The 15,281-nt window shown below is 63.0% G+C and carries 13 protein-coding genes and 2 rRNA genes; 5 read left to right on the top strand and 10 right to left on the bottom strand.

Features of this window, described 5'->3' with window-relative positions; translation table 11 throughout:
- Positions 1-52: 52 nt before the first annotated feature.
- The 7 genes from NJQ44_RS11835 to NJQ44_RS11865 form a co-directional block, all read right to left on the bottom strand.
- Positions 53-2,979 (bottom strand): 23S ribosomal RNA (locus NJQ44_RS11835).
- Positions 2,980-3,319: 340 nt separating this feature from the next.
- Positions 3,320-4,790, bottom strand: a 16S ribosomal RNA gene (locus NJQ44_RS11840).
- Together the 16S and 23S rRNA genes form the textbook arrangement of a ribosomal RNA operon.
- Before the next feature lie 569 nt (positions 4,791-5,359).
- Positions 5,360-5,656 (bottom strand): translation initiation factor eIF-1A, encoded by a 297-nt coding sequence (locus NJQ44_RS11845; protein ID WP_256557158.1) that lies wholly within the window; start codon positions 5,654-5,656, stop codon positions 5,360-5,362.
- A gap of 148 nt (positions 5,657-5,804) precedes the next feature.
- Entirely contained in the window at positions 5,805-6,041 is a 237-nt protein-coding gene (locus NJQ44_RS11850) for a UPF0058 family protein (protein ID WP_254271556.1), read from the bottom strand.
- Between the two features lie 602 nt (positions 6,042-6,643).
- Positions 6,644-6,796, bottom strand: coding sequence for a hypothetical protein (locus NJQ44_RS11855; RefSeq protein WP_254271557.1), 153 nt, complete (start codon positions 6,794-6,796; stop codon positions 6,644-6,646).
- 52 nt (positions 6,797-6,848) lie between these two features.
- Positions 6,849-7,697 carry a beta-keto acid cleavage family enzyme gene (locus tag NJQ44_RS11860; RefSeq protein ID WP_254271558.1) on the bottom strand — a complete coding sequence of 283 codons (849 nt, stop codon included), beginning with the start codon at positions 7,695-7,697 and terminating at the stop codon, positions 6,849-6,851.
- Entirely contained in the window at positions 7,694-7,900 is a 207-nt protein-coding gene (locus NJQ44_RS11865) for a hypothetical protein (protein WP_254271559.1), read from the bottom strand. Before NJQ44_RS11865 ends, NJQ44_RS11860 begins: the two co-directional genes overlap by 4 nt.
- A 124-nt stretch (positions 7,901-8,024) precedes the next feature.
- Here NJQ44_RS11865 and NJQ44_RS11870 point away from each other — a divergent pair, with 124 nt between their 5' ends.
- Positions 8,025-8,978, top strand: a complete 954-nt coding sequence (locus NJQ44_RS11870) for a ring-cleaving dioxygenase (RefSeq protein WP_254271560.1) — start codon at positions 8,025-8,027, stop codon at positions 8,976-8,978.
- 9 nt (positions 8,979-8,987) lie between these two features.
- On the top strand, positions 8,988-10,205 hold the full coding sequence (locus NJQ44_RS11875) for an iron-containing alcohol dehydrogenase family protein (RefSeq protein WP_254271561.1): 1,218 nt from the start codon (positions 8,988-8,990) through the stop codon (positions 10,203-10,205).
- A 32-nt stretch (positions 10,206-10,237) separates the two neighbouring features.
- On the opposite strand, the gene NJQ44_RS11880 is transcribed toward NJQ44_RS11875, so the two are convergent.
- Entirely contained in the window at positions 10,238-10,681 is a 444-nt protein-coding gene (locus NJQ44_RS11880; RefSeq protein ID WP_254271562.1) for a YybH family protein, read from the bottom strand.
- Positions 10,682-10,969: 288 nt separating this feature from the next.
- On the opposite strand from NJQ44_RS11880, the gene NJQ44_RS11885 reads away from it, so the two are divergent.
- Entirely contained in the window at positions 10,970-12,160 is a 1,191-nt protein-coding gene (locus tag NJQ44_RS11885) for an MFS transporter (RefSeq protein WP_348533084.1), read from the top strand.
- Here the strand turns inward: NJQ44_RS11885 and NJQ44_RS11890 are convergent.
- Positions 12,157-13,578 carry an FAD-dependent oxidoreductase gene (locus tag NJQ44_RS11890; protein WP_254271564.1) on the bottom strand — a complete coding sequence of 474 codons (1,422 nt, stop codon included), beginning with the start codon at positions 13,576-13,578 and terminating at the stop codon, positions 12,157-12,159. The genes NJQ44_RS11885 and NJQ44_RS11890 overlap by 4 nt on opposite strands.
- Positions 13,579-13,688: 110 nt before the next feature.
- Between NJQ44_RS11890 and NJQ44_RS11895 the strand changes: the two genes are divergently transcribed.
- A complete protein-coding gene (locus NJQ44_RS11895; protein ID WP_254271565.1) occupies positions 13,689-14,060 on the top strand; it encodes a winged helix-turn-helix transcriptional regulator in 372 nt (123 codons plus the stop codon).
- 17 nt (positions 14,061-14,077) lie between these two features.
- Here NJQ44_RS11895 and NJQ44_RS11900 read toward each other — a convergent pair whose 3' ends face one another.
- A complete protein-coding gene (locus NJQ44_RS11900; protein WP_254271566.1) occupies positions 14,078-14,254 on the bottom strand; it encodes a DUF7331 family protein in 177 nt (58 codons plus the stop codon).
- Between the two features lie 157 nt (positions 14,255-14,411).
- Here NJQ44_RS11900 and NJQ44_RS11905 point away from each other — a divergent pair, with 157 nt between their 5' ends.
- The gene (locus tag NJQ44_RS11905) at positions 14,412-15,275 is read left to right on the top strand and encodes an SDR family oxidoreductase (RefSeq protein ID WP_254271567.1); all 864 of its coding nucleotides are present in this window, start codon (positions 14,412-14,414) and stop codon (positions 15,273-15,275) included.
- The last annotated feature ends 6 nt before the right edge of the window (positions 15,276-15,281 follow it).

Here is a 15,281-nt window from a genome sequence, read left to right on the forward strand (position 1 = left end):
TGGACTCGTTCAGTCGACGAGTAATCGTCGGTGAATCGAGTCACAGTGCGTATGAATGATGGCTTTGGTCTGTTAGTGCTCGCGGGCTCAACACTTCGTTACCTCAGTGCTTACACCCCGAGTCTATCTACCGCGTCTTCTACGCGGGACCTCAACGGTGTCTCTTTTCCAAGTGGGTTTCGAGCTTAGATGCGTTCAGCTCTTACCCCGTGTGGCGTGGCTGCCCGGCATTGCCCTCTCGGACAACCGGTACACCAGTGGCCACCAATCGTAGTTCCTCTCGTACTATACGATCGTTCTCGTCAGACACCATAACACACCCAGTAGATAGCAGCCGACCTGTCTCACGACGGTCTAAACCCAGCTCACGACCTCCTTTAATAGGCGAACAACCTCACCCTTGCCCGCTTCTGCACGGGCAGGATGGAGGGAACCGACATCGAGGTAGCAAGCCACTCGGTCGATATGTGCTCTTGCGAGTGACGACTCTGTTATCCCTAGGGTAGCTTTTCTGTCATCAATTGCCCGCATCAAGCAGGCTAATTGGTTCGCTAGACCACGCTTTCGCGTCAGCGTTCCTCGTTAGGAAGAACACTGTCAAGCTATCTTTTGCTCTTGCACTCTTCGCCGGGTCTCTGTCCCGGCTGAGATAGCCTTAGGGCGCGCTCGATATCTTTTCGAGCGCGTACCGCCCCAGTCAAACTGCCCGGCTACCGGTGTCCTCCTCCCGGAGTGAGAGTCGCAGTCACCGACGGGTAGTATTTCACTGATGGCTCGGTGGCCCGCTAGCGCGGGTACCTGTGTAATGCCTCCTACCTATGCTGCACATCGGCGACCACGTCTCAGCGACAGCCTGCAGTAAAGCTCCATAGGGTCTTCGCTTCCCCCTGGGTGTCTCCAGACTCCGCACTGGAATGTACAGTTCACCGGGCCCAACGTTGGGACAGTGAAGCTCTGGTTAATCCATTCATGCAAGCCGCTACTGATGCGGCAAGGTACTACGCTACCTTAAGAGGGTCATAGTTACCCCCGCCGTTGACGGGTCCTTCGTCCTCTTGTAAGAGGTGTTCAGATACCCGCACTGGGCAGGATTCAGTGACCGTACGAGTCCTTGCGGATTTGCGGTCACCTATGTTGTTACTAGACAGTCCGAGCTTCCGAGTCACTGCGACCTGCTCCGTTCCGGAGCAGGCATCCCTTATCGCGAACTTACGGGACTAACTTGCCGAATTCCCTAACGTCGGTTGCTCCCGACAGGCCTTGGCTTTCGCCGCCATGGACACCTGTGTCGGTTCTCGGTACGGACATTATGCTCGTCTTTTCACGGGCCCCAGGTTGAATCACGTTTCCCTATCTCGCCGTTCGTCCGCTTCTTGCCGTTATGGCTTCCACGGAGTTTGACGATTCGACCGGGCGAAAGCCCGGCGTGATCGACCCCAGGGCGTCGACTTTCAATGCATAATGGCACGGGAATATTAACCCGTTTCCCATGTCGTCATAGTCGAGTTACGGTATGACTTAGGACCGGCTAACCCTCAGCTGATCAGCAGTGCTGAGGAACCCTTATCCATTAGGCCGTCGGGGTTCTCACCCGACTATCGCTGCTACTATGGCCAGGATTTTCGTCACTATTCGGTCCACAGGAGCTCTCGCCCCTGCTTCCATCCAAATAGAGCGCCAACCTACTCGGTCACCTTGTGACAGGTGCGGGTGGGTCTCGGTGGTGGATTTGAGTCCCGATCATTTTGGGCGCCTCAAACCTCGGCCGGTAAGCTGTTACGCTTTTCTTAGAGGGTAGCTGCTTCTAAGCTCACCTCCCGGCTGTCTAGGGCTCGAGACCACCTTCAGAGGATTACACTTAATCCACACTTGGGGACCTTAACCTACCTCTGGGTTGTTCCCCTCCTGGTGCACAGGCTTACCCCGCACACCGGAATCCTCACGTCAACGGCGTTCGTAGGTTTGGAGTTTGACAGGTGTGCCGACTCCTCTCGGAGGCGGTCACACCAATCGGTCGCTCTACCCCACGAACTACCTCGGTGAAGGTCATGCTTCGACATGTTTCGGTTGGAACCAGCTGTTGCCGGACTCGATGGGCCTTTCACCCCTACACATAGATCACGAGAGGGTATTGTAGGACACCAACTCTAACAGGCCTCCACGTGCCTTTCGGCACGCTTCGCCTTGTCCATGCGTAGATCGTCCGGATTCGGGTCGTGTCCGTCTGGCTCCCCGCCCTTGAAGACGGCGGCCCTCGCCGTGAGGCTGCGGCCATGTCGGTTTCCCTGTGCCTCCCCCGATGCTCGGGTTAGACTTGCCATACAGACACACTCCCTGGCTCGTTTTTCAAAACGTACGACGGAACACCGGCTTCCCGTGAGTCTTACTGTATCTTCGCAGATATGTCATTTCTCAGGGGACCTTGTGTGCCCCGTCGCTCCATCGCCAACTGAGTTCAAGCTCTATTTCACCTCCCTTCTGAGGGTACTTTGCAGCGTTCGTTCACACTACTTGTGCACTATCGGTCTCGAGGAGTGTTTAGCCTTCGCAGTCGATGCCTGCGTTGTTCGCGAGGGATTTCCAACCCCCGCTACTCCGGAACTGACGCACGCCGTACTGGCCTTCATTACGGGATTGTCACCCTGTTTCATACCCTGTTCCAAGGGATTTCATGAAGACGGTCAAGCGATGAGAGTCAGTCCAAACACCACATTGGTCGTGAAACCTTCGGTTTGGGCTGTATCGCGTTCACTCGCGGTTACTGACGACATCACGTTGCGTTTTCTTTTCCTCCCGATACTGAGATGTTTCAGTTCTCGGGGTTCCTCATTGCGCGAAGCAATTGCTGAGGAGATTCTCATTCGGAAATCCTGAGTTCTTAGCCTCCGTGCGGCTCCCTCAGGCTTATCGCAGCTTGGCACGTCCTTCTTCAGCTCTCGAGCCGAGCTATCCACCAGCTGGCATAGTAGCCAACGTCGTTGTGACTCGTTAAACTGAACGAGTCCAGTGGACGCCTGGATCGCACGTACACACGGTTTCATACTCGCCCCCAAGGTGGTAGATGGTAGGCGAATCGACCCTTCCCAGCCGCGGTTTCACCCGGGTTGGTGCATCAGTCGTCGCACCCATACCCGAAGGCATGAGTGCGAGATACGGACCCGTCGGGAGTTGCACCCGACATCCCCGTGAGGGGATTCCGTCTCGGAGCGGTCTTGTGAGCCCAAGGGCCCATACAGTGGTCAGCGTACGCTCTGACAGTGCGGGTGGCAAAAGCCACCAGTGTAAGGTGGGTCGAGGCAGAGCCTCGATCCCGGTCTGTAGGAGGTGATCCAGCCGCAGATTCCTCTACGGCTACCTTGTTACGACTTAAGCCCCCTTGCGGAGCCCAGATTTGACCTGGGTATCCAGGCCTCATCCGGACCCCACTCGGGTGCTTTGACGGGCGGTGTGTGCAAGGAGCAGGGACGTATTCACCGCGCGCTTCTGACACGCGATTACTACCGAATCCAGCTTCATGCGGGCGAGTTTCAGCCCGCAATCCGAACTACGACCACGTTTGGAGATTAGCGCCGCCTCTCGGCGTAGCATCCCACTGTCGTGGCCATTGTAGCCCGCGTGTTGCCCGGTCCATTCGGGGCATACTGACCTACCGTTGCCCGTTCCTTCCTCCGCTTTAGCAGCGGCAGTCTCCGTAGTGTACCCAACTACCACGTGGGTATTGCTGGCAACTACGGATGCGGGTCTCGCTCGTTGCCTGACTTAACAGGACGCCTCACGGTACGAGCTGACGGCGGCCATGCACCTCCTCTCAACAGCTCGAGTAAGTTCGTCAAACTGACTGTCGTTACTGTTGTCGGGACCGGTGAGATGTCCGGCGTTGAGTCCAATTAAACCGCAGGCTCCTCCGGTTGTGGTGCTCCCCCGCCAATTCCTTTAAGTTTCATCCTTGCGGACGTACTTCCCAGGCGGCTCGCTTATCGTCTTCACTACGGCACATCACGCACTCATGGTGCGTGACATACCTAGCGAGCATTGTTTACAGCCAGGACTACCCGGGTATCTAATCCGGTTCGAGACCCTGGCTTTCGTCCCTCACCGTCGGGTCCGGTCTCTCGACGTGCTTTCGCCATTGGTGGTCCGTCTAGGATTACAGGATTTCACTCCTACCCCAGACGTACCCGTCGAGTCTCTCGGCCCCAAGCTGTGTAGTTTCCACCGGACGCCCGCCAGTTGAGCTGGCGGATTTCCCAATGGACTTACACAGCAGGCTACGGACGCTTTAGGCCCAATAAAATCGGCCATCACTCGGACTGCCGGTATTACCGCGGCGGCTGGCACCGGTCTTGCCCAGTCCTTGTTCCTGAACCACCTTACGGTTCAGAAAAGCGAGGACTATATGCCCTCGCACTCGGAGTCCCCCTATCGCACTGGCGTGCAGTGTAAAGGTTTCGCGCCTGCTGCGCCCCGTAGGGCCCGGTATCTTGTCTCAGATACCGTCTCCAGGCTCTTGCTGTCACAACCTGTACCGATTATCGGCATGGTGGGCCGTTACCCCACCATCTACCTAATCGGCCGCAGCCACATCCTACAGCGCCTGAGCGTTTCCAACTCTCGGCACTCCAGCATGAGAGTTGTATCCGCTATTGGCCTCAGTTTCCCGAGGTTATCGCGGTCTGTAGGGTAGTTTGGCCACGTGTTACTGAGCTATATGCCACGAATCTGAATTCGTGCGACTAGCATGGCTAAATCGGACTCCGATAGCAATGGCCTCCGGCAGGATCAACCGGAATGTGCTGACTAAGTCAGCGGCGGAAGTGGTTGCACTCCGTCGGAAGCGTAACCCATCGACTCCTACGTCGATGGTGACTACTGTATGGGTCCGTGGGCTCACATCAGATTCCATCTTGACGGCGGACCGCAGGGGTGGAATCCTCATACTCTCGAAGTCCCGCGAGGGACTTCTGCGAGAGACACCTCGCATAGGTCACGAGGCGTCGTGTCGTCCCGGTCCGTTGCGGCCCGGGGCGACCTTCGCATCATATCCGATGGGAGGGGTATACATAAATGACTCGTCTCGCGGCCGCCCTGTGCAAGCCACACATAGCCCACACGTGACGTGAGTACATCACACAGCAAACCGCAACACATCACTGGAACAGACGGACCAAATATACTGTAGTCGATAAGTTGTTTTCCTGTTATTTTGGCAGTCCACTGACTCGGCGCTACGTACTGCTAATAGCTCTCCAGATGGGGTGCAAGGTAGCCGACGAATCCGGTGTCTCGACGGGCCAGTCAGACTCGGCGCGGGAGAAAGAATCGTCTCTCGGGAACTACACGGCTCGGTAAGATGCGGTAATCAGGCAGTCAGGGAGTCGATGTGGCCCTCAGCGCGGAGCTGGTCGGCGTCCTGCCCCTCGTAGCGCCACTCGATGTTGGCCTTCTCGTCCTGCCAGTCCCACGGTTCGGCCAGCACGATGTCGTCCTCGTTAATCCACGTCCGGAATTTCATCCGGCCAGGGATGCGCCCGAGGCGGGTCACGCCGTCCTCACAGAGGATGCGGACGTGGTTGCCGCCGAGGTGTTCTGTTACGACTGCAAACATCTCGTCACTTGTAGGCATGCGGAGGTTCCGCCGCCCTGTATCTTCGCTCACACCTGTAATATGTCCCCTCAGCCTATAAGTGGACTGAGAGTTGCGATACCGCGTACCACGCGGCCGACCGTTCGTGCGTTTCGTCGGAGTCGAGAGACTGCTGAGGCTATCGAAGAGAGAGTGACGGCGAGAAATCGAAGCGGCGGCCTCAGTCGGCGGTGAGCGTCAGCGGTTCGTCGCTCTCGGCGACCATATCGGACGTGAGTCCGTCGGCGAGGGCGAAGACGGCGTCTTTGTGATCTGTCTTGGACTTGTGGATGGATGTCGGTTTGACACCGAGTGTCGCGTACTCGTCGTGTTCGACCGAGGTCTCGGCTTCGGCCTCGTAGTGGTGCTGTACTTGTGCGAGGAGACTGTGCAGGTGAATGAGTTCTTGCTTCTTCATGGATAGTACCGGCTAATAGACCAAGGGATATAGTACTATCTTGCCAAATGTTATCATGTTGAGGCGGGCGCGACGGCACTGGTTCCCATCCCCGTCTCGAAATGCGGCACCATCCGTGGGGCTGACCGACGGTTTCCGGAGTGATACGCTCGCCGTTTCCGGTTGTCAAACCGCTACTCGTGTGCGGGTGCAGGCGCGGTGTAAATACTGTATCTGGGGGCTTGACGCGGCTACCGATGGAAAGTATGTGTACCCAGCGTCCTGCTATCGGACATAGAGCGCAAGCATCAGTTTCCGCATATTTTTACCACCGTTGTTCCCATCGTGAGTGAATATTTGTGGGATAGAGCGACCGAAACGACTAATCATGACTGCAAAGTTGTCCATAAACAACCACGACAATATATCAGTTTTCGTATAGTTTATCCCGTTGGAGGGCGAAGAGGTAGCTACCATGAACTGGAAACACCCACGAAATGAGACGAAAGCGGCAGCGAAACAGAGTGAGGCCAGCAGCGGGACTCGCTGGTCCTTCATCGCCGCCGCGAGCCTCGTCGCGTAATCGACACACAACTTCTTTCGACGCCGACCGTCTAGCGACGCTACTCTTCGACGGCGTCGTGCGGACCGACCGGACCGTGGTTCGGGCACGCGCCAGCGATGGGCGTGGCGTTGAGACAGCAACCTCGACGGGTTCCGGCGAGCAGCCCCGTCGCTAGTGGTTCGCCGCACCGGCGACAGCGAAGCGTTCCCATGCCCGCTAGTCGGCCCGAACCGTGTAACCGCTTCCGGACTCGTGCGTCACCCTCACTCAGACAGTCCGAGAATCTCGCGGGCCTCGTCGGTGGTCGCGACGGGACGACCGAGTTCGTCGGCGACGCGGACCACGCGTTCGACGAGTTGCGCGTTGCTCTCTGCGAGTTCCCCGCGGTCGTAGTAGACGTTGTCCTCGAGGCCGACGCGGACGTGGCCGCCGAAGAGAATGCCCATGGTCGCGAACGGGAGTTGGTGGCGGCCGAACCCGAGCGTGTTGAACTGCGCGCCCACGGGCAGGTCCGAGATGGCGGTGAGGAAGTTCTCCGGGCGCGGGCGCGTGAGCGTCCCAGGCCCGAAGATGAGCGTCGCGTACACCGGGTCGGCGAGGTCACGACGCTCCAGCAGTCCGTACACTTCGTTGCGGTGGCCGTCGTTGAACACCTCCAGTTCGGGCTTGATGCCTCGGTCGACCATCTCTGCGTGGAGCGAGTCGACGAGGGCGCGCGTGTTCTCGCTCGTGAGGTGGTCGTACCGGTTCAGCGGCCCCATGTCGAGCGACGCCATCTCCGGCGGCGGGTCGGTCCGGAGCGGGCGGTGTCGGTCAGCGTCCGGCGCGCCCGTCCCGCCCGTCGAGTGCTGGATGATTACGTCGTCGGTGTGCCGCCGGACGGCGTCGTCGATTTCCTGAAACCGCTCGGTGGCGAAACTCCGCTCCCCGTTCGGCCGTCGCGCGTGCAGGTGAACGACAGACGCACCGGCCGCTTCGACGGCCCCGGCGGCCTCGCCTATCTCTTCGGGCGTCTCGGGGACGTTGGGGTTCGCCTCCTTCCCGTGGACCCCGCCGGTCAGCGCGGCGGTGACGACGAGCGGGGCGCGGTCGAGAAAGGCCTCGTAGGTCACGTGTCCGCACTCCCCTCCTCACCGGTTCCCTCGTGCGCGCGGTAAATCTCGCAATGCCGTTCGTGAGCGAGTTCGTAGCGGTCGTTACAGATGTCCGCCCGCATCGGCTGGACGAATTCGTCGACAACTGTGCAGAAGGCGCGGGCCTCGTCGAACGACTGTTCGTCGCCCGTCTCGCGATACGCCAGATAGGGACAGCCCATGCGTCACGTAATCGGGCAGACGTGTTAACGGCTTACTCACTGTGAGTGAGCTAGTAACCCTCACGTCCCCGGGTGACACCCGGGTGAGGAAAGGACCACAAGGAGCGGCCACCTATCAGTGTCCATGTCACCCGAGACGACCGGGCTCCACCACGTGACTGCAATCGCCGGTGACCCACAGCGTAACGCCGACTTCTACGTCGGCGTCCTCGGCCTGCGGTTCGTGAAGCGGACGGTCAACCACGACGACACCGGGACGTACCACTTCTACTTCGGTGACGGCGAGGGCACGCCGGGGACGAACATCACCTTCTTCCCGTGGACCGACCGCGGACGACAGGGCGAATTCGGCGCGGGACAGACACAGCATACGGCCTACCTCATCCCCGAGGACGCCGTCGAGTACTGGACCGAGCGACTGGAGTCCCACGGAATCACCGTCGAGCGGACGGAGCGATTCGACGAGACGGTCCTCCAGTTCGAGGACCCCGACGGCATCGGACTGGAACTCGTCGCCGCCGATGCAGAGACGGACGCCGTGCCGTGGCCCGACGGCCCCGTCCCCGAGGAGCATCAGCTACGAGGGTTCTACTCGGTGACGCTGGCCGTCGAGTCGGTCGGGCCGACCGCGGAGATTCTCACCGACGTGCTCGGGTACGAACACGAGGCGACCGAGGACGGGCGACACCGCTACCGGAGCGCTGGCGGCGGGTTCGGGTCGGTCCTCGACGTGGTCGAGACGGACCAAGAGCGGGGGCGGATGGGCGTCGGCACGGTCCACCACGTCGCCTTCCGCGCGGAGAGCACCGAGGAGCAGGCGGCCTACCGCGAGGCGTATATCGAGAAGGGCCTCGAACCCAGCGAGATAATCGACCGGAAGTACTTCCACGCTATCTACGCCCGCGAACCCGGGGGCGTCCTCTTCGAGATCTCGACGATGGGGCCTGGCTTCACCGCCGACGAGGACTTCGGGGAACTCGGCGAATCGCTCACACTACCCGATTGGCTCGAAGACGAACGCGAGGCCATCGAAGCGCAACTCCCGCCGTTCGAGGGGCCGAACGCCCCCGCGGAGTGAGTGGTACTGATGCCCGGACAACTCCCGGACGACGCGCCCCCGTTCCGGTTCGAGTACGACTCCGCGACGCTCCGTTACGGCCCGAACTGCGTGGCGGCGCTGGGCGACGAACTGGCCGAACTCGACTGCGACCGGGCGCTCGTCGTCACCGGGTCGACCGTCGGGTCGACGCCTGCGGTGATGGACCCCGTCGAAGACGGCCTCGGTGAGTCGCTCGCGAGCGTCTTCGCCGAGACGACACCCGCAAAACGATTGGGGACGGCCTACGACGCGCTGGCGGCCTACGAACGTCACGACGCGGACGCCATCGTCAGCGTCGGCGGCGGTAGTAGCCTCGACGTGGCGAAAGTGCTCGCCGTACTGGTCGCGACCGACCGCGACCCTGACGCCGTCGGCGAGGCGTTCGTCGAGACGGGAACGCTCCCGATTCCGGAGAGCGGTCTGCCCCCGATTCTCGCCGTCCCGACGACGCTCGCCGGGGCCGACCTCTCGATGGTCGCGGGCGTCACCGCCGACCCGGCGACGTGCCCAGTCGGGGAACCGGCCAGCGGCGGCATCTCCGACCCGCAACTGATGCCCACGGCGGTGTGTTACGACCCGGAACTCCTCGCGACCACACCCCGAAACGTCCTCGCCGCTTCCGCGATGAACGGCTTCGACAAAGGCGTCGAAACGCTGTACGCGAGCAACGCGACGCCGGTGACCGACGCCACGGCGATGCGCGGCCTCTCGCTGTTACGGGACGGTCTGCTGGCCTTCGGCGACGGCGAGGAGAGCGACGCCGTGTACCGGACGCTCGCGCGCGGCATCGTGCTCGTCCAGTACGGTATCTCCCGACCCGGTGAGACGACGCTCTCGCTGATTCACGCCTTCGGCCACGGGCTGACCCGAACGTACCCGGTCCAGCAGGGCGCGGCCCACGCCATCGTCGCGCCCCACGCCCTCGACTGCGTGTTCGACGCCGTCGACGGCCGCCGGGACCTGTTGGCAGAAGCGTTCGACGTGTCCGACGCCGAGGACCCCGCCGACGCCGTCGTCGACAGCGTGGCCGCGGTCGCCGACGCGCTGGACCTGCCCACCCGCCTGCGGGACGTGGACGGCCCCACACGCGAGGAGTTCCCCGCCGTCGCGGAGGCGGTCCTCGCCGACTCGTTCATGGCGAACGCCCCCGATGAGTTCGACCCGACGCGCGAAGACATCGAGGCGGTTCTCGACGCGGCGTGGTGACCGCACCGAACCGAAAAGTAGCTATCTGGCGCTCAGTTGCCGGCCGACTGCTCTAAGAGCGCGACGAACTCATCGTCGACGTCGGTGTGGTGGTGGATTATCTTCCACTCGTCGTCCACCAACCGATACACGTTGGTCGCTCTGACCTCGAGACTGACTGGTTCCCCTGCGAACGTCATCGACACCTTTTCGGTGGCGATTTCGTACGCGGTGTCTTCGAACACGCGGATGAACTGGTCGGCCCGCGTGACCTCCCCGTCCGAGGACATCTCTGCGACGGCGCTCCACGGCCCTCGCACCTCCTCCCAGCCGATTTCCCGACCGCCGATGGGATGCATCGTCGTCACGTTGTCGTCGTGTGCCCAGACGCTCGACATCGGTTCCGGGTCCCCGTTGGCCATCTGCTCTAGCGCGTCGTAGAACCGGTCGGACGCCTCCCGTACCGCCACTTCCGCGCTCGTCTCTTGTGATGACATAGCAATCCATACCGACACGCCGTGAGGATTTATAGGGATGTTGCCACTTACTGACGAGAGTGGGGCGTATCACCGCCGTAACCGGATTACGAGGAGGTTGCCGTACGTTGATTAGTGCGGGCGCGCAACCGTCGGTACGGTATCACATTCGGAGCGAGGTGGACGGCCGACGACGAGACAGCACTGGCGGAATTCCACACGACGATGCCGACTGACACCGACGAGGCCCCAGAGGCCGCCGACGGGCAAGCCACACCGATTGGCCAACAGCGCGCCGGTCGCTGGCGGATGCTGGCACTGGTCGGCCTCGCCGAACTGCTGGCGATGTCGCTGTGGTTCAGCGCGTCGGCCGTCGCCCCGGAACTGACCGCCCAGTGGGGCCTCACGCCGACGGAATCGGCGTGGCTCACCAGCGCCGTCCAGATAGGCTTCGTCGTCGGCGCGGTGACCTCCGCGGCGCTGACCCTGTCGGACGCCGTTCCCACGCGCTATCTGTTCGCCGCCTCGGCGTTCGCGGGCGCGGCGCTCACCGCGACACTCGGCCTCGCCGTCGACAGCGCCGGTCCGGCCATCGCGCTCCGGTTTCTCACGGGTGTCACCCTCGCTGGCGTCTACCCGCCGGGGATGAAACTCGTCGCCGGATGGTTCCGGGGACGGCGCGGCCTCGCCATCGGGTCGCTGGTCGGCGCGCTCACCCTCGGGTCGGCACTGCCGCACCTCGTGCGGGCCGTCGGCGGCGTCGGACGCCCGCAGTTCGTCCTGCTCGTGGCCGCCGGACTGGCGACGGTGGGCGGCCTCCTCGTCCTCGGCGCGCGCCCCGGCCCGTATCAGTCACCGGCCGCACCGTTCGACCCCGGCGCAGTCAGGCGTATCCTCACCGACCGGGCCACGATGCTGGCGAACCTGGGCTACTTCGGCCACATGTGGGAACTGTACGCGGTGTGGACGTGGATTCCCGTCTACCTCGCCGCGAGTTTCGCCGCCCGTGAGGGAGCACTCGCGACGCCGACGGTCGCCGCGTTGCTCGCGTTCGGCACTATCGGTATCGGGAGTCTGGGCGCGCTCGTTGCGGGCGTCCTCGCCGACGACTGGGGCCGGACCACGGTCACGAGCGCCAGCATGGTCGTCAGCGGCAGTTTCTCCGTACTGGCTGGCGTCGTCTTCGACGCGCCGCTTTTCGTGCTGGTTCCGTTCCTCGCCGTCTGGGGGTTCACCATCGTCGCCGACTCCGCACAGTTCTCGGCCTGCGTGACCGAACTCGCGGAGGAGCGCTACGTCGGGACGGCGCTGACCCTCCAGACGGCCGTCGGATTCCTGCTCACCATCGGCTCTATCCAGTTGCTCCCGGTGGTGGCCGCCCGCGTCGGGTGGCAGTGGGCGTTTCTCCCACTCGCCGTCGGCCCCGCCGTCGGGACCCTGGCGATGTGGCGGCTCCGCGGCTCGCCCGCGTCACGCGCGTTAGCTAGCGGGAACCGCTAAGATTCCAGTTTCCCACGGAGTACCTTCGCGGCGACGAGAATCGGGTCCCACACGGGGCTGAACGGCGGCGCGTACGCCAAGTCGAGTCGTTCGAGTTCCGCGACCGTGAGGTCCGATTCGAGTGCCGTCGCCAGCGTGTCGATGCGGATGGCCGCCCGGTCCCGCCCGACGATGGACCCGCCAAGGACTCTCCCCGTCGGTCGGTCGGCGGTCAGCGTCACCGTCGTCTCGTCGCCGCCGGGGTAGTACCCGGACCGCGACCCGGCGTCGATAGACACCGAGACGGGGTCGAATCCCGCGTCGCTGGCCCGCTCCTCGTGGACCAGTCCGGCGCGCCCACACTCCAACTCGAACGCCTTGACGACGGCCGTTCCGGCCACGTCGCCGACCGGTTCCGGTCGACCGGCCACCGTCTGTCCGATGGCCCGTCCGGCCCGGTTCGCGGTCAGTCCGAGGGGGACCCACGTTGACGCACCGGTGACGGCGTGACGGTCTTCCGAGCAGTCTCCGGCGGCGTAGACGGTGTCGACGTTCGTCTGCCCGTACTCGTCGACGGCGACCGCTCCGGACTCGCCGAGTTCGACCGGCGTCCCGTCGAGGAGGTCGGTGTTCGGTGCGATGCCGATGCCGACCAGCGCGAGGTCCACCGGCACGCGTCCCTCCTCGTGGACGACGGCCGCGACGCTGTCGCCGCCCGCGAGTTCGGTGACCGCGGTGTTCAGGTGGACCGTCACGCCTTGTTCACGCAAGTGCTCGGCCACCCGTTCACAGACGGCGTCTCCGAACTGCGGGAGGAGGTGCGGCCCCCGCTGGAAGACGTGTGTCTCCAGTCCGTGCGCGCGGAACGCCTCGGCCATCTCGATGCCGACGTAGCCGCCGCCGACGACGGCGACTCGGTCCGGCGGGTCGCGGTCGGCGTACCGCTCGACGAGTTCGGCATCGACGTACTCGATGGACGTGTCGACGGCCGGTTCGTCCGGGTCGGCCAGCGCCGCCCGGACCGCCGCCGCCGAGTCGAGGCCGTGCATAGTAAAGGCCATCGCTCGGTCGCTCCCCGGAATCGGGTCCGTGACGGCCTGCGCGCCGGTAGCGACGAGGAGGTCACTGTATGACTGTTCGAACTGCTCGCCGTTGCCGTCGACAGTCACGGCCTGTGCGTCGGTGTCGACGGCGACCACTTCGTGTTCGCGTCGGAGGTCGATGCCGCGCTCGGCGGCCTCTTCCGGCGACAGCGAGAGGAGGTCGGTCAGGCGGTCCACCTCGCCTTTCACGTAGTACGGCGTCCCGCAGTGCGCGTACGACACCCACTTGCCCCTCTCGAAAACGAGTACGTCACCGTCGGGGTTCTCGCGCCGATACTTGCTGGCCGCGCTGAGTCCGGCGGCGTCGCCGCCGACGACGACGAACGGGTCGTCCATACCGAAGGTGTCACTCGGGAGTTACCTAACTGTTCAGTACCGCTATAGTTACCACAGGTGAGTTAGTTACGAGACGTGACTTTTTGTCGCCCGAGCGCGAACAGTGCGATATGAGCGACGGCGGCGAACGGTTGGAAGTCTGGTGTGCCGGGAAGGACTGGTGTCCGATTACGACGACGGCGAGTCTCATCGGCAAGAAGTGGCATCCGGTCATCGTCCATCGCCTGCTTACCGACGGCCCGTCGGGGTTCAACGACCTGAAGTCGAGCGTCGACGGCATCTCCTCGAAAGTACTCTCGGACAGCCTCGAAGACTTACAGGAGAAGGGACTGGTGGACCGCGCGGTCATCAGCGAGCAGCCCTTTCGCGTGGAGTACTCGCTGACCGAACGCGGTGCGTCGCTGGAACCCGTCATCACCGCGATGGCCGAATGGGGCCAAGAACACCTTCGGCCACCGGAGGAGGTCGACGGCGGTCGGTGACGACGCGCGTCGGTACTTCACACCCAGTCGGCGAGCGAGACGGTGTGGGTCGCCTGAATCCACGCGTCGTCCCGCTCGGTGTCGTAGATTATCGCGCTGTCGCCGGTCGTGACGGAGCGGTAGCTATCGAACCGGCCGGAGTCCGGGCCGGTCGTCGGGAGTCTGTCGTCGCCGTCGTGCGTTTTCGAAACCATGAATCGTGTGTTAAGGGGCGTCTGTCGACTAGGTAGTAAACTACCACTCGACGACAGATAGTGTCGCGGTAACCGGGGGGTAATCGAGGCCCCGGGACGGGACACCGGGCGAGGAGTTAACGTCGCTCGAACTGACAGGACCGTGGAGTGATTCGAGATGCGCGACTCCGAGTTCGACCTCACGGCCCCCGAGTTGACCGAAGACGACTTCCTCACGCTCGACGACCCCTACTTCGACCCCGAGAACGTCGCCGTCGTCACCGGCGCGGCGTCCGGCATCGGTCGCGCGACGTCGGTCGCCCTCGCCGCAAACGGCCTCACCGTCGTCGGCGCTGATATCGACACGGACGGCCTCGCGGAGACGGGCGACATCGCCGACGACTGCGGCGTGTCCGGCGTGTTCCACGGCGTCGAGACGGACCTGACCGCGGACGACGACGTCGAAGCGGTCGTCGACGCGGCCGCCGAGGAGGGCGACCTGCGCTTCGTCGCCAACATCGCCGGGATGCAACACATCGCGAGCATCCCCGAGTTCCCGATGACGGAGTACGACCGCCTGACGGACGTGATGCTCCGAGCGCCGTTCAAGGTGACACAGGCCGCGATGGCGCACATCCGAGACACCGACGACGGCGTCGGCGCTATCGCCAACATGTGCTCGGTCCACGGCCACTACGCGACGACGGACAAGGCGGCCTACATCACGGCGAAACACGGCCTCGTGGGGCTGACGCGGGCCATCGCCGCCGAGGGGGCGGGCGCGCTCCGGGGCTTCTCGGTGAGCGTCGGCTACGTGCTGACGCCGCTGATGGTCGACCAAATCGAGGACACCGCCGCGGAACGCGGCATCTCCGAGCGGGAAGTCGTCGAGAACGTGATACTCGGACAGGCCCGGACGAAGGAGATGATGACCCCCGCGGAAGTCGCGAACCTGTTCGTCTTCGGGTGTTCGCGCCACGCGAAACACCTCAACGGCGGCGACTTGCTGTTCGACGGCGGCTACACGCACACTTACGAGTGAAAATCC

The organism is Haloarcula marina, assembly GCF_024218775.1.
Taxonomy (GTDB): domain Archaea; phylum Halobacteriota; class Halobacteria; order Halobacteriales; family Haloarculaceae; genus Haloarcula; species Haloarcula marina.

Coding starts and splice junctions, on each gene's coding strand:
- NJQ44_RS11850 (WP_254271556.1), bottom strand. CDS start 6,041: ATGAAGAAGCAAGAACTCATTCACCTGCACAGTCTCCTCGCACAAGTA.
- NJQ44_RS11855 (WP_254271557.1), bottom strand. CDS start 6,796: ATGGGAACGCTTCGCTGTCGCCGGTGCGGCGAACCACTAGCGACGGGG.
- NJQ44_RS11865 (WP_254271559.1), bottom strand. CDS start 7,900: ATGGGCTGTCCCTATCTGGCGTATCGCGAGACGGGCGACGAACAGTCG.
- NJQ44_RS11870 (WP_254271560.1), top strand. CDS start 8,025: ATGTCACCCGAGACGACCGGGCTCCACCACGTGACTGCAATCGCCGGT.
- NJQ44_RS11875 (WP_254271561.1), top strand. CDS start 8,988: ATGCCCGGACAACTCCCGGACGACGCGCCCCCGTTCCGGTTCGAGTAC.
- NJQ44_RS11880 (WP_254271562.1), bottom strand. CDS start 10,681: ATGTCATCACAAGAGACGAGCGCGGAAGTGGCGGTACGGGAGGCGTCC.
- NJQ44_RS11885 (WP_348533084.1), top strand. CDS start 10,970: ATGCTGGCACTGGTCGGCCTCGCCGAACTGCTGGCGATGTCGCTGTGG.
- NJQ44_RS11890 (WP_254271564.1), bottom strand. CDS start 13,578: ATGGACGACCCGTTCGTCGTCGTCGGCGGCGACGCCGCCGGACTCAGC.
- NJQ44_RS11895 (WP_254271565.1), top strand. CDS start 13,689: ATGAGCGACGGCGGCGAACGGTTGGAAGTCTGGTGTGCCGGGAAGGAC.
- NJQ44_RS11900 (WP_254271566.1), bottom strand. CDS start 14,254: ATGGTTTCGAAAACGCACGACGGCGACGACAGACTCCCGACGACCGGC.
- NJQ44_RS11905 (WP_254271567.1), top strand. CDS start 14,412: ATGCGCGACTCCGAGTTCGACCTCACGGCCCCCGAGTTGACCGAAGAC.